The sequence below is a fragment of the Streptomyces sp. SS8 genome (assembly GCF_054072955.1).
In genome coordinates this window covers 96,037-109,800 of sequence record NZ_JBSVCZ010000024.1, presented here as the reverse complement: position 1 = coordinate 109,800, position 13,764 = coordinate 96,037, and the positions used below count along the sequence as shown (strand labels likewise).

Sequence of the window (13,764 nt, the reverse complement as noted above, 5' to 3'; positions counted from 1 at the left end):
CGATGACCGCCGGGACGAGCGTCGCGATGACCGGCCGTCGTTCCGCCGTGACGACGACCGGGGAAGGCGCCCGTACGGCCGGGGCCGCGACGACCGTGGTGGTTTCCGCGGGCGGCGCGAGGGCGGAGGCGCCGGTTACCGGCGTGAGGAGCGTCCGGGTGACCGCGGCCAGGACAGGGAGCCCATCAAGCGGTTGCCGATCCCGGAGGATGTCACCGGGCAGGAACTCGACAAGGACGTGCGGCAGGAGCTGATGAGCCTGCCCAAGACGCTCGCCGAGGACGTCGCCAGGAATCTGGTGATGGTCGCGAAGCTGCTGGACGAGGACGCCGAGCAGGCGTACGGCTATGCCAAGGTCGCGCTGCGGCTGGCCTCCCGTGTCGCCGCGGTGCGCGAGGCCGCGGGCTTCGCCGCCTACGGGGTGGGGAAGTACGCCGAGGCGCTGGCCGAGTTCAGGGCTGCCCGCCGGATGACCGGTTCTTCCCACCTGTGGCCCGTGATGGCCGACTGCGAGCGTGGTCTCGGCCGACCGGAGAAGGCGCTCGCCATGGCCGGTGAGCCGGAGGTGCAGAAGCTCGACAAGGCCGGACAGGTGGAGATGCGTCTGGTCGCGGCGGGAGCACGGCGCGACATGGGACAGGCCGAGGCAGCCGTGGTCACGCTCCAGAGCCCCGAGCTGGCGTCGAACTCCGTACAGCCGTGGACGGCCCGGCTGCGTTACGCGTACGCCGACGCGCTGCTGGCCGTGGGTCGTGAGGAGGAGGCCCGTGAATGGTTCGCCAGGGCACTGGAGGCGGACCAGGGCGGGATGACCGACGCGTCGGACCGGCTGGCCCAGCTGGACGGTGTGGAGTTCCTGGACGCGCTCGACCCGGAGGCGGACCTGGATGAGGTGCCCGAGCCGGAGAAGACGGGCGAGGAGGGCCCCGTCGAGACTGCCGAGGCCGGCGGTGAGGACCGGGGGAACGAGTACGGGAGCCGTGACCGGGACAGCGGCCGGGACGGTGACCGGGGCACGGAGGAAGAGCGCTGAGCGGCTTCTGAGGCGCGTCATACGGTGAGGGCGGGGCCCGTTCCAAGGACGGGCCCCGCCCTCACCGTATGGTCAGGCGGGCCCCTCCGGCAGTCCGTCGAGGGCGCGCAGCACCAGGCCGGTGGCCGGCTTGGGACCGAAGGACGTGGACTTTCGCGGCATGGTCACGCCCTGGCGGGCCAGCCCGCGCACGGTCTCCTCCGCGACCGCGCGCATCAGGACCGCCGAGCCGCCCAGCCGCTCGGCCTGCTCCACGGCCGCCGCCGTGTCGTGGAGGTAGCCGATCTCGGCGGAGTTGTCCGGGACGTGCCAGACAGCGGCCAGCAGGGTCGAGTGCAGGACCGTGGCGTCCAGCCGCCGCCACTCCTCGGGAGGGCCGTCGCGGACGGTGCGCGCGAGCAGGTCCGGGTCGGGGTCGTGGAGCAGGTGGAAGGCGCCGTCGCCGGTGAGCAGGAAGGCGTTGCCGGGGGCGGTCTCCAGAGCGCGCAGGGCGTGGGGGAGCGGGCCGTCGACGGTCCGTACGCGGAAGGCGCCCTGCAGCCGGGACAGGGCCTCGGCCACCGGCAGGCGGGGCAGCACACGGTGGATGGCCTGCACCCGCAGTGGGTAGCGGGCCGTGTCCACCAGCAGCACCAGGCCGTGGTCCCAGAAGCCGCGCCGGCCGGTGGCCCCCCCGACGCGCTCGGACCGCAGGCGCAGATAGGTGGCCCAGCGGTGGTGGCCGTCGGCGATGAGCGCCTGGCGGCGGGAGAGGTCGCGCCCGGCCTCGGCGATCTCCCGCGCGTCGGTGACCGCCCACAGCCGGTGCGAGAAGCCGTCCTCGGTGGTGGTGGAGAGCAGCGGGGGTCTGCCGGTGGTGCGCTCGATGACGGCGGTCGCGCCGGTCGCGGTGCCGTCGCCGCGGTAGGACAGCAGCAGTGGCTCGAGGTTGGCGGCCGTCTCGCGCATCAGGGCCGCGCGGTCCTCGACGACCTCCGGCATCACGTCCTCGTGGGGCAGTACGAGGCCCTCCTCCGGCGGGGTCAGCCGCAGGGCGCCGATCAGGCCGCGCTGGAGCACGTCGCCCCGGCGCTGCTCGTAGACGTACAGGGCCGGCTCCGGGTCCCGTACGAGGACGCCCTGCGCCTCCCAGCGGCGCAGGGTCCGGGCGGCCTGCAGGTGCCGGGCGGCCGGGTCGGCGGCCTCCGGGAGGATCAGTCGCACGATGTTGTGGGGGTCCGCGGTCTGCAGATGGTGCAGGCCGTCGGGCCGGACCACGACGTCGTACGGGGGCGAGGTCACGGCGGCCAGGCTGCCGACCCGGTCGGGGGCGTAGCGCAGGCCGCGGAAGGGGGCGAGGAGAAGGCCGCCCGAGGGGTGTTCGGGGCCCGGGGATCGCAGCATTGGTGCATGTTATGCCGGTGTGCCGGGTGGGAGATGATCGGGGGAGGAAGACCGCCGGCGCGAGGAGCGAGACGACGATGACCGGACACCGCCACCCGATACGTATCCGGCCGGAGGGCTGCGGAGCCCCGCCGAGCCAGGTGTACGACACCGCGCTGCTCGATCTGGACGGTGTGGTCTACGCGGGCGGCGAGGCGGTCGTCCACGCGGTCGAGTCGCTCGCGGCGGCCCGGGCGGCCGGGATGCGGCTGGCGTACGTGACGAATAACGCGGCGCGCACCCCCGCGACCGTCGCCGGGCACCTGACGCGGCTGGGGGTGCCCGCCGAGCCGGGGGAGGTGGTCACCTCGGCGCAGGCGGTGGCGCGGATGATCTCCGAGGAGCTGCCGGCCGGCTCGCGGGTGCTGTGTGTGGGCGCGGAGGGCCTGCGGGTGGCGCTGCGCGAGCGCGGTCTGGAACCGGTGGAGTCGGCGGACGACGATCCGGCGGCGGTCGTGCAGGGCTACGGCGGGCCGGAGATGCCCTGGGGGCGGCTGGCGGAGGCGGCGATCGCGGTGGGGCGCGGGCTGCCGTGGTTCGCCTCCAACGGGGATCTGACGATTCCCAGCGGCCGGGGCATCGCGCCGGGCAACGGCGCGGCCGTGGAGGTGGTGCGGATCGCGACGCGATGGATGCGCCCGGCACCGGAGCCGAGGACGGCGGGCAAGCCCCTGCCGCCGATGCACCGCGAGACGATCCTGCGTACGGGCGCACGGCGGCCGCTGGTGGTCGGGGACCGGCTGGACACCGACATCGAGGGCGCGTACGCGGGGGGTGTGGACTCGCTGCTGGTGCTCACCGGAGTCACGGACGCGGTGCAGCTGCTGGCCGCTCCCCCCGAGCACCGGCCGACGTATGTGGCCGCCGACCTGCGGGCGCTGCACCGGGCGCAGCCGGAGGTGGAGGAGCTGCGCGACGGGGAGCGGAGCCGGTTCCTGTGCGGCGGCTGGACCGCTTCGGCGGAGGGCGGCGCGCTGCGGCTGGAGGGCCGCGGGGAGGATCCGCTGGACGGACTGAGGGCGCTGTGCGCGGTCGCGTGGAGTCAGGCCGGGGAGGGCGTCTGCCGGGCCGGTGCGGACGGGGCGCTGGCGGCTCTCGGCCTGTGACACCGCCTTCCGTGTCCGCGGGCGGCCCCGCCCCGGGCGCGCGGGCGGTGTGGCCGCCTGGGGCCGGGTGCGGTCAGCGCAGGGCGACGCTCGCCGAGGCGACATAGGACTCCTCGACCGTACCGTCGGGGAAGAGGCCGTCCAGTCGCTCGCGCTCCCCGGCCAGGAAGGCGGCGGCGCGCTCCTCGCCGATGACGAGGAAGTCGGAGTGGCCGGCGAGGTTGGCCAGATGGGTCTCCAGCGGCACCCGTCGGGACCAGCGCACCCGCCGGCGGGCGAAACCGGGTCCGGACGGCAGCGAGCGGTCTCGGGCCGCCTCCACCGTCTCCTGGTCGGCGCCGAAGAAGCGGCGCACCCGGGCGGCCTGGTCGGCGATCCAGCCGACGGACTCGTCGGAGTCGTTGCGCAGGACGGCGAGGGCGCCGCCGGGGCGCAGCACGCGGAGGGCCTCGGGCACCGACCGCCCGGGGTCGGTCCAGTGCCAGGCGGTGGCGTAGGTGACCAGGTCGAAGCGGCCGGAGACCAGCGGCAGGCGGTCTCCGTCGCCGCGCACCAGGGGGACGCCGGGGAGGGCGCGGCGGAACTCGGCCGCCATGCCGCCGGGCTCGACGGCCACGGCACGGGCGCCGCGGGCGGCCAGGAGCGCGGTGAGGATCCCGGTGCCGGCTCCGACGTCGGCGGCGCGGGCGCCGGCCAGGGCGCGGCCTCAGAGCTCCTCGACGGTGTCCAGGAGGGCGGGCGGGTAGGAGGGACGGCCCGCGGCGTACAGGGCCGCGGCGGAGTCGAAGGAGCGGGCGTGGGAGGCGGTGGTCATACGGTCATCGTCGCCGCCCGGGGCCTTCGCCCATATCCGGTTTCCGCGGCTCTCAGGCAGAGCCTCCCGGCCGCGCGTCCGGCCGGGAGGTGTCCGGGCCGGTGGTCAGAGCAGCGACCGCAGCCGCAGCAGGTCCCGCAGGCCCGCCTCCAGTCTGACGCGGCCCCGGGCCCAGGCCCCGGCGAAGTTCAGCCGTCCGTCCACCAGCGAGACCAGATCGTCGCTGGTCATGGCCAGTCTGATCTGGGCGCGCTCGGAGGGCGGGCCGTGGACGGTGGCCATGTCCTCGATGCGGCCGTGGACGAGTCGGCCGGTGAAGGTGGTGTCCAGATCGGTGAGATGGCAGCTGACCGAGCGCTCCAGGGCGGCGGCGCTGCGCACGTCGTCGTCCGCGTCCGCGAGGTTCCTCGCCAGCCGCTCCAGCGCGGTCCGGCACTGCTGTGTGGTCGCCATCGCCTCACGACGGTACCTCAGGGGGAGTGCCCGCCGTCGCCCAGGACGCCGCGCGCGGTAGCGTCGTGACCATGGACGAGCCGATGTCCGGCACCGCGCCGGAGACGGAACCAGCAGCACAGGACCCGGTGGGCGCGGGAACGGCGCCGGGGGAGGAGCCCCCGGCCGGGGACGGCGGGCCGCGGCCCCTGGGGGTGGGGGTGACTCCCACCGGGGACGCAGACGTCGACGCCCGGCTGCGTCGCCTGGCGGACGCCGACCACCTCGCCGTCTCCGGGCATCTGGAGGTGTACGAGGATGTGCACCGCGGGCTGCGTGACACGCTGACCGCGCTCGACCAGCGACCCGGGCCGCCCGTACCGGGCGTGCCGCACAACCCCGGGAGCTGAACCGCACGTGGCAGCGTCACGAAACCAGCGTGGCCGGCGCAACCGGCTCGACGCGGAGCTGGTGCGCCGCGGCCTGGCCCGCTCGCGCGAGCACGCCGGCCGGCTCATCGCCGCTGGCCGGGTCGCCGTCGGCGGCGCCACCGCGACCAAACCCGCCACCCAGGTGGAGACCGGGGCCGCCGTCGTCGTGACCGAGGACGCGGCCGACCCCGACTACGTCTCGCGCGGTGGCCACAAGCTGGCCGGCGCCCTGGAGGCGTTCACCCCGCGCGGGCTGACCGTGGCCGGGCGGCGGGCGCTGGACGCCGGGGCGTCCACCGGCGGGTTCACCGACGTGCTGCTGCGCGCCGGCGCCGCGCGGGTGGTGGCCGTGGACGTCGGCTACGGGCAGCTCGCCTGGTCGCTGCAGAGCGACGAGCGGGTGCTGGTGCGCGACCGCACCAACGTCCGCGAGCTGACCCTGGAGCAGATCGGAGGTGAGCCGGTGGACCTCGTCGTCGGCGATCTGTCCTTCATCCCGCTCGGCCTGGTGCTGCCCGCCCTCGCGCGCTGTGCGGCGCCCGGGGCCGATCTGGTGCTGATGGTCAAACCGCAGTTCGAGGTGGGCCGGGAACGGCTGGGCAGCGGGGGCGTGGTGCGCAGCCCGGCCCTGCGGGCCGAGGCGGTCCGCACCGTCGCCGGCCGGGCGGCGGAACTGGGTCTCGGAGTGCTCGGAGTGACCGCCAGTCCTCTGCCGGGACCCTCCGGTAACGTCGAGTACTTCCTGTGGCTGCGTGCCGGGGCACCCGAACTGGACCCGGCCGATGTCGACCGAGCCGTGGCGGAGGGCCCCCAGTGACCACGCAGAACACGAAGCAGAGCACGACCGGGCGGACCGCGCCGGCCGCCGGGAGCGCCGGAAGCGCGGAGGGCGCGGGACGGACCGTGTTCCTGATCACCCACACGGGCCGCCCGGCCGCCGTCCGCAGCGCCGAGCTCGTCGTCCAGGGGCTGCTGCGCAACGGCATCGGCGCGCGCGTCCTGGCCCAGGAGGCGGCCGACCTGACGCTGCCGCCGTCCGTGCAGACAGTGGCGGACGGCGAGCTCTGCGAGAAGGCCGTGGAGGGCTGCGAGCTGATCGTCGTCCTCGGCGGGGACGGGACGTTGCTGCGCGGCGCCGAGTTCGCCCGGGCCTCGGGGGTGCCGATGCTGGGGGTCAACCTCGGCCGGGTCGGTTTCCTCGCCGAGGCCGAGCGCGACGATCTGGACAAGGTCGTGCGGCGGGTGGTCGCGCGCTCCTACGAGGTGGAGGAGCGGATGACCGTCGACGTGCTCGTCCTGAGCGACGGGGACGTCCTCCACCGCGACTGGGCGCTGAACGAGGCCTCGGTGGAGAAGGCCGCCCGCGAGCGGATGCTGGAGGTCGTCGCGGAGGTCGACGGCCGGCCGGTCTCCCGTTTCGGCTGCGACGGTGTGGTGTGCGCCACGCCCACCGGTTCGACGGCCTACGCCTTCTCCGCGGGCGGGCCGGTGGTCTGGCCGGAGGTCGAGGCGCTGCTGCTGGTGCCCATCAGCGCCCACGCGCTGTTCGCCAAACCCCTGGTGACCACGCCCGATTCGGTGCTGGCCGTCGAGGTGCAGCCGCAGACCCAGGGGGGCGTCCTGTGGTGCGACGGGAGGCGCACCGCCGAACTGCCAGCCGGGGCCCGGGTGGAGGTGCGGCGCAGCGCGGTGCCGGTACGGCTGGCGCGGCTGCACCACGCCTCCTTCACCGACCGCCTGGTGGCGAAGTTCGCCCTGCCGGTGGCCGGGTGGCGCGGGGCGCCGCACTGACCGCGCCGCGCCGGCCCGCCTGCCGGGGCGACCGCGTCTGCCGCGCCGGCCGTGCGTGCGCGCGGCGGGGAGGAAGGGGCGCGCGGGGCGTGTGGTGCGGACCGTGAGTGCGGATCCTGCCGTGGAACCTCGTATGGTCGTATCCGTGTTGGAGGAGATGCGGATTCGGGCCCTGGGCGTGATCGATGACGCCGTCGTCGAGCTGTCCCCCGGCTTCACCGCGGTGACCGGCGAGACCGGCGCGGGCAAGACCATGGTCGTCACCAGTCTGGGACTGCTGCTCGGCGGACGGGCGGACGCCGCCCTGGTACGGGTGGGAGCCAAGGCCGCCGTGGTGGAGGGCCGGATCGTGCTGCCGCCCGACGCGCCCGCGGCGCGGCGCGCCGAGGAGGCGGGCGCGGAGCTGGACGAGGGCGTACTGCTGGTCAGCCGGACGATCTCGGCCGAGGGGCGCTCGCGCGCCCATGTCGGCGGGCGCTCGGCGCCCGTCGGCCTGCTGTCGGAGCTGGGTGAGGACCTGGTCGCGGTGCACGGCCAGACGGACCAGCAGGGCCTGCTGCGGCCCGCCCGGCAGCGTGAGGCGCTGGACCGGTACGCGGGCGAGGCGGTCTCCGCCCCCCTGGCCGAGTACGGCCGGGCCTACCGGCGGCTGCGCACGGTCTCCGCCGAGCTGGCCGAGCTGACCACGCGTGCCCGCGAGCGCGCCCAGGAGGCCGATCTGCTGCGTTTCGGCCTGGAGGAGATCGCCGCGGCCGAGCCCCGGGCCGGGGAGGACACCGAACTGGCCGCCGAGGCCGAGCGGCTCGGCCACGCCGAGGCCCTGGCGTCGGCCGCGGCCACCGCCCACGACGCGCTGGCCGGCGATCCGGCCGACCCGGAGTCTGTGGACGCGGGCGCGCTGGTCGCCGGCGCCCAGCGCGCGCTGGAGGCCGTGCGGTCGCACGATCCGTCGCTGGCGGCGCTGGCCGACCGGCTGGGCGAGGTGGGCATCCTGCTGGCGGACGTGGCCGGGGAGCTGGCCGGGTACGCCGACGACCTGGACGCCGACCCGGCGCGGCTGGCCGCCGTCGAGGAGCGCCGGGCCGTCCTGTCCCACCTGACCCGCAAGTACGGCGAGGACACCGCCGCCGTCCTGGCCTGGGCCGAGGAGAGCGCCGCCCGGCTGGCCGAACTCGAGGGGGACGACGACCGGATCGGGGAACTGGCCGCCGAGCGCGATGTGCTCCGCGCCGAACTGGCGGCTCTCGCGCAGCGGTTGACGCAGGCGCGGACGGAGGCCGCCAAGCGGTTCGCCGACGCGGTCACCGCCGAGCTGGCCGAGCTCGCCATGCCGCACGCACGCGTCACCGTGGAGCTGCGCCGGCACGAGACGGCGGACGAGGAGTCGGGGATCGAGGTGGACGGGCGGCCGGTCGTCTTCGGCCCCCACGGCGTGGACGAGGTGGAGCTGCTGCTGGCCCCCCACCCCGGCGCCCCGCCCCGCCCCATCGCCAAGGGCGCCTCGGGCGGTGAGCTGTCGCGGGTGATGCTCGCCGTCGAGGTCGTCTTCGCGGGCACCGCCCCGGTGCCGACCTATCTCTTCGACGAGGTGGACGCCGGTGTGGGCGGCCGGGCCGCGGTGGAGGTCGGGCGGCGGCTGGCGCGGCTGGCGAAGTCGGCGCAGGTCGTGGTCGTCACCCACCTCCCGCAGGTGGCGGCGTTCGCCGACCGGCATCTGGTGGTGGAGAAGACCTCCGACGGCTCGGTGACGCGCAGCGGTGTGAAGACCCTCTGGGGCGAGGACCGGGTGCGCGAGCTGTCCCGGATGCTGGCCGGGCAGGAGGACTCGGAACTCGCCCGCGCCCACGCCGAGGAGCTGCTGGAGGCGGCCCGCTCCGGCATCTGACGCCGGGCTCCGGGCACCCCGTTCCGGCCGCCGGTGTTTCACCCGTACGGCGTGGCGTCCAACCGGGGCCGGGGTGGCATCCTGGAGGCGCCGCACGGTCTGTACGCCGTACGCTGCTGTGCGTGATCCGCGGCCCCGGCGGGGCGGATCCGCCGGTCCGAGCCGTCCGAATCCTTCGAGCCCCCACCCCAGGAGTCCCGGCACCCAGTGAAGACCACCACCCCGGTTCCCCCGCACGGCGGGCCGCCGCTGCACGTCGTGCAGGTGATCGGCGGCGGCAGCGCCCGCGTCTGCGCACATGTGCGCTCCCTGACCGCCGGACTGGTGGCGCGGGGGGTGCGGGTGACCGTCTGCGCGCCGCCGGGCACCGAACCCGACTACGGTTTCACCGGCCTCGGCGCCCACTTCGTGCCCCTGTCCTGCGGCACCGGTCCCGAGGCGGCCGGGGTGCTGCGCGTGGTGTGCGCGGACGCCGCGGTGGTGCACGCCCACGGGATGCGCGCCGGTGCGCCGGCCGCCCTGGCACTGTGCGGACGGCGCCGGACACCGCTGGTGGTCACCTGGCACGCCCGGGCTCAGCCGGCGGGGGTGCGGGCCCGGCTGATGCGGTTGCTGGAGCGGCGGGTGGTGCGGGCCGCTCGGGTGGTGTTCGGCACCACCTCGGACCTGGTGGACCGGGCCCGCCGCCACGGCGCCCGCGACGCCCGGCTGGCTCCCGTGACCGTGGCCGTGACGGGTGGAGGGCACGAGGGTTACAGGGAAGGGCCGGGCGGGAGATACGGGGAGGGGCCGGGCGGGGCGGACGACGCGGCGCGGGAGAAGACCCGGGCCGAACTGGGCGTCACCGGCCGCCCGCTGGTCCTCGCCATCGGCCGGCTCGTCCCCCGTCAGGGGCACACCACCTTGCTGACCGCCTCCCGGGCCTGGCGCCGGCTGGATCCGCAGCCGCTGCTGGCCATCGCCGGGGAGGGCCCGGCGCGCCCCGCGCTGCAGCGCCGCATCGAGGCCGAGGAACTGCCGGTACGGCTGCTGGGGCGGCGCGAGGACGCCCTGGAGCTGCTCGCCGCCGCCGATGTCGCCGTGCTGCCCGCGCGCTGGGAGGGCCGGGCGGTGGTGGCGCAGGAGGCGCTGCGGGCCGGGGTGCCGCTGGTGGCGAGCGCGGTGGGCGGTCTGCCGGAGCTGGTCGGCGACGCCGCGCTGCTGGTGCCCTACGGCGACGCGGACGCGCTGGCGGAGGCGGTCGGCGGACTGCTCGGCGACCCCGCCCGGCGCCGCGGGCTGGCCGAGGCCGGGCGCGCCCAGGCCGCGACCTGGCCGAGCGAGGACGACACGGTGGCCCAGGTGCTGAGCGTGTACGACGAACTGGCACAGGGAACCTGACAGCCCGGACCGCCGCCGGACCGGACCGCCGCCCTGCCCGGCCCCGCGCCGGGCCCTGGGCCCGGCGCGGGTCAGCCGGAGGCGCGGACGACCAGTCGCGCGGGGGTGACGACCGGGGTCGGCCGCTCGCCGCCGGAGGCGCCGACCAGCCCGAGCCGCCGCAGCAGCAGCTCCGCCATCATCCGTCCCATCCCCTGGATGTCCTGGCGCACGGTGGTCAGCGCGGGCTCGGCCCAGGCGGCCTGCTCCAGATCGTCGTAGCCGACCACCGCCACGTCCTGCGGCACCCGCACCCCGCGGGCGCGCAGCGTCCGCAGCGCGCCCGTGGCCGTCAGGTCGTTGCCCGCGAAAACCGCGTCCGGGCCGGGCGAGCGGTCCAGCAGCTCGGCCATGGCCCGCTCGCCGCCCTCGGCCGTGAAGTCGCCGTGGGCGACCAGGGCGGGGTCGGGCTCGGACAGGCCCAGGGCGTCGAGGTAGCCGTCGAGCCGGTCCAGGGCGGAGGTCTGGTCCAGCGGGCCGGTGATCACCGCGATCCGCCGCCGCCCCCGCCGAAGCAGATGCTCCACCGCCTGCCGGGCGCCGCCCCGGTTGTCGGTGTCCACGTACAGCAGCTCGGGGTCGTCCTCGGCGCCGGGCCAGCCCGGCCGCCCGCCGAAGACCGTGGGCAGGCCGGAGGCGTTCGCCATGGACGGCAGCGGGTCGTCGCGGTGCAGCGAGAACATCAGCGCGCCGTCCACGTGCCCGCCCGACAGATAGCGGCCGATGCGGTCGTAGTCCGTGCGGCCCTCCAGCAGCATGAGCAGCAGTTGCGTGTCGCACGCCGCCAGCTCGCGGCTGATGCCGCGCAACTGCTGGGCGAAGAAGGGGTCGGAGAACACCCGGGTCTCCGGCTCGGCGATCACCACGGCGACGGCTCCGGTGCGGCGGGTGACCAGGCTGCGCGCCGCACTGTTGGGGACGTAGCCCAGTTCGGCCACGGACGCCTGGACCCGGTCCCGCAGGGACTTGCGGACACCGGCGCCCCCGTTGACCACGCGCGAGACGGTGGCGCGGGAGACCCCGGCGTGGGCGGCGACCGCTTCGAGGGTGGGTCTGGGACCGTGCACGGGCGAACAACTCCTTATCTCGCGGAACCCCGACGCTACCGCCGGACGCGGGGGGCCGGTCCACTCCGCGGGTGAGAGCGCTTTCACAACTCCGCCGTACGTTCTACAGCACCGTTGCACGGCACCGCCCGGCGCGTCCGGGAAACGGACGTCACCGGGCGGTACCCGGCGTCACCGGGCGGGGCGCGGCGTGGTCGCGCGGGTGGGCCGTCAGCCGCCGTAGGCGCCCGAGGCGGTCAGACGCAGGGCGGTGTCGATCAGCGGAACGTGGCTGAACGCCTGCGGGAAGTTGCCCACCTGGCGTCCCAGGCGGGAGTCCCACTCCTCCGCGAGCAGCCCCAGGTCGTTGCGGAGCGAGAGCAGCTTCTCGAAGAGCCTGCGCGCCTCCTCCACCCGGCCGATCATCGCCAGGTCGTCGGCCAGCCAGAAGGAGCAGGCCAGGAACGCGCCCTCGTCGCCCTCCAGCCCGTCCAGCCCGGCGTGCTCGCCCGAGGTCGGATAGCGCAGCACGAAGCCGTCCGGCGTGGACAGCTCGCGCTGGATGGCCTCGATGGTGCCGATGACCCGCTTGTCGTCCGGCGGCAGGAAGCCCACCTGCGGGATCAGCAGCAGGGAGGCGTCCAGCTCCTTGGACCCGTAGGACTGGGTGAAGGTGTTCCGCTCGGGGTCGTAGCCCTTCTCGCAGACGTCGCGGTGTATCTCGTCGCGCAGCGCGCGCCACCGCTCCAGCGGGCCGTCGGCCTCGCCGGACTCGATCAGGCGGATGGTGCGGTCCACCGCCGTCCAGGCCATGACCTTGGAGTGCACGAAGTGGCGGCGCGGGCCGCGCACCTCCCATATCCCCTCGTCCGGCTCGTTCCAGTGGTCCTCCAGGTAGGTGATCAGCTTGATCTGCAGGAGGCTGGCGTAGTCGTTGCGCGCCAGGCCGGTCATGTGCGCCAGGTGCAGGGCCTCGATGACCTCGCCGTAGACGTCGAGCTGGAGCTGGGAGGCGGCGCCGTTGCCGACCCGCACCGGCTGGGAGTTCTCGTAGCCGGGCAGCCAGGACAGCTCCGTCTCGCCCAGCTCGCGCTCACCGGCGATGCCGTACATGATCTGCAGGTTCTCCGGATCGCCGGCGACCGCGCGCAGCAGCCACTCGCGCCAGGCCAGCGCCTCGCTGCGGTAGCCGGTGCGCAGCAGCGACGACAGTGTGATCGCCGCGTCGCGCAGCCAGGTGAAGCGGTAGTCCCAGTTGCGCACACCGCCGATGTGCTCGGGCAGCGAGGTGGTGGGGGCCGCGACGATGCCGCCGGTCGGGGCGTAGGTGAGCGCCTTGAGCGTGATCAGGGAGCGGACCACCGCCTCCCGGTAGGGGCCGTGGTAGGTGCACTGGCGCACCCAGTCGCGCCAGAAGTCCTCGGTCGCGGCCAGGGACGCCTCCGGCTCCGCCGGCGCCGGGGGCTCCTTGTGCGAGGGCTGCCAGCTGATGGTCATCGCCACCCGGTCGCCCGGTGCGACGGTGAAGTCGGCGTAGGTGGTCAGGTCCTCGCCGTAGGTGTCGGCCTCGGAGTCCACCCACACGGAGTCGGGGCCGGCGACGGCGACGGTGCGGCCGTCCACCTTGTGCACCCACGGCACCACCCAGCCGTAGGAGAACCGCATCCGCAGCGCCGAGCGCATCGGCACACGGCCGCTGACGCCCTCCACGATGCGGATGAGCTGCGGTGCGTGGTGCTCGCGCGGCGGCATGAAGTCGATCACCCGTACTGTTCCGCGCGGGGTGTCCCACTCGGACTCCAGAACCAGGGAGTCGCCCCGGTAGCGGCGGCGGCTGGCCGCCGGCGGCTCCTGACCGGCGGGGTGGGCGGGACCCAGACGCCAGAAGCCGTGCTCCTCGGTGCCCAGGAGCCCGGCGAAGACGGCGTGCGAGTCGAACCGGGGCAGGCACAGCCAGTCCACCGAGCCGTCCCGGCATACCAGGGCGGCGGTCTGCATGTCCCCGATGAGTGCGTAATCCTCGATGCGCCCGGCCACGAGCATCTCCAGTCGAACAGTGGCTACGCCCCGTGGGACGTGCGGTCTTCCGTCCTGCCGCGCGAGTGTGCCCGCGCGGACAGTCTGAGCAGGATACGACGCGGCCAGATGTTCCGCGCCGAGGTCACCTTAGGGGTGACGGGGCCTTCCGGGTGACAACAATCCGGTGATTGACAACCGCGGTGTACGGCTTCGGTGACGATCGCCGGGGCCGTCGCACGGGCGGGCGCCCCGGCAGCCGCCCCGGTAACTGTGCCATGGTCCGGGTGGCGGCGGGCCGCGCCTCGGCAGCCCGGACGCGCCGCTGATACCCTGGTAGCCCGTGGAGCGGAGGGCACAACAACCCCC

The 13,764-nt window shown here is 75.3% G+C and carries 11 protein-coding genes and 1 pseudogene; 7 read left to right on the top strand and 5 right to left on the bottom strand.

Annotated features, from left to right (window positions below; translation table 11 throughout):
* The first annotated feature begins 238 nt into the window (after positions 1-238).
* On the top strand, positions 239-1,033 hold the full coding sequence (locus tag ACW69E_RS21905) for a hypothetical protein (RefSeq protein ID WP_457499988.1): 795 nt from the start codon (positions 239-241) through the stop codon (positions 1,031-1,033).
* Positions 1,034-1,105: 72 nt separating this feature from the next.
* Here ACW69E_RS21905 and ACW69E_RS21900 read toward each other — a convergent pair whose 3' ends face one another.
* Positions 1,106-2,416: a DUF1015 family protein gene (locus ACW69E_RS21900; protein WP_457499973.1), complete on the bottom strand. Its 1,311-nt coding sequence runs from the start codon at positions 2,414-2,416 to the stop codon at positions 1,106-1,108.
* Positions 2,417-2,493: 77 nt separating this feature from the next.
* On the opposite strand from ACW69E_RS21900, the gene ACW69E_RS21895 reads away from it, so the two are divergent.
* Positions 2,494-3,561: an HAD hydrolase-like protein gene (locus ACW69E_RS21895; protein WP_457499972.1), complete on the top strand. Its 1,068-nt coding sequence runs from the start codon at positions 2,494-2,496 to the stop codon at positions 3,559-3,561.
* A gap of 73 nt (positions 3,562-3,634) precedes the next feature.
* Here ACW69E_RS21895 and ACW69E_RS21890 read toward each other — a convergent pair.
* Positions 3,635-4,375 (bottom strand): annotated as a pseudogene (locus ACW69E_RS21890) (class I SAM-dependent methyltransferase).
* Positions 4,376-4,480: 105 nt separating this feature from the next.
* Complete coding sequence (locus ACW69E_RS21885; protein ID WP_457499971.1) at positions 4,481-4,828, bottom strand: sterol-binding protein; 348 nt, start codon at positions 4,826-4,828, stop codon at positions 4,481-4,483.
* A gap of 83 nt (positions 4,829-4,911) precedes the next feature.
* Between ACW69E_RS21885 and ACW69E_RS21880 the strand changes: the two genes are divergently transcribed.
* The 5 genes from ACW69E_RS21880 (at position 4,912) to ACW69E_RS21860 (ending at position 10,294) form a co-directional block, all read left to right on the top strand.
* Positions 4,912-5,217, top strand: a complete 306-nt coding sequence (locus tag ACW69E_RS21880) for a hypothetical protein (RefSeq protein WP_457499987.1) — start codon at positions 4,912-4,914, stop codon at positions 5,215-5,217.
* Positions 5,218-5,224: 7 nt separating this feature from the next.
* Positions 5,225-6,055: a TlyA family RNA methyltransferase gene (locus ACW69E_RS21875; RefSeq protein WP_457499970.1), complete on the top strand. Its 831-nt coding sequence runs from the start codon at positions 5,225-5,227 to the stop codon at positions 6,053-6,055.
* 86 nt (positions 6,056-6,141) lie between these two features.
* Entirely contained in the window at positions 6,142-7,029 is an 888-nt protein-coding gene (locus ACW69E_RS21870; protein ID WP_457499986.1) for an NAD kinase, read from the top strand.
* Between the two features lie 133 nt (positions 7,030-7,162).
* Positions 7,163-8,914, top strand: a complete 1,752-nt coding sequence (gene recN / locus ACW69E_RS21865) for a DNA repair protein RecN (protein ID WP_457499969.1) — start codon at positions 7,163-7,165, stop codon at positions 8,912-8,914.
* A gap of 207 nt (positions 8,915-9,121) precedes the next feature.
* Positions 9,122-10,294, top strand: coding sequence for a glycosyltransferase family 4 protein (locus ACW69E_RS21860; RefSeq protein WP_457499968.1), 1,173 nt, complete (start codon positions 9,122-9,124; stop codon positions 10,292-10,294).
* A 71-nt stretch (positions 10,295-10,365) separates the two neighbouring features.
* Here ACW69E_RS21860 and ACW69E_RS21855 read toward each other — a convergent pair whose 3' ends face one another.
* Both ACW69E_RS21855 and ACW69E_RS21850 read right to left on the bottom strand, forming a co-directional pair.
* Positions 10,366-11,400, bottom strand: coding sequence for a LacI family DNA-binding transcriptional regulator (locus tag ACW69E_RS21855; RefSeq protein ID WP_457499967.1), 1,035 nt, complete (start codon positions 11,398-11,400; stop codon positions 10,366-10,368).
* A 210-nt stretch (positions 11,401-11,610) separates the two neighbouring features.
* On the bottom strand, positions 11,611-13,422 hold the full coding sequence (locus ACW69E_RS21850) for a glycoside hydrolase family 15 protein (protein WP_206348265.1): 1,812 nt from the start codon (positions 13,420-13,422) through the stop codon (positions 11,611-11,613).
* Positions 13,423-13,764: the final 342 nt, after the last annotated feature.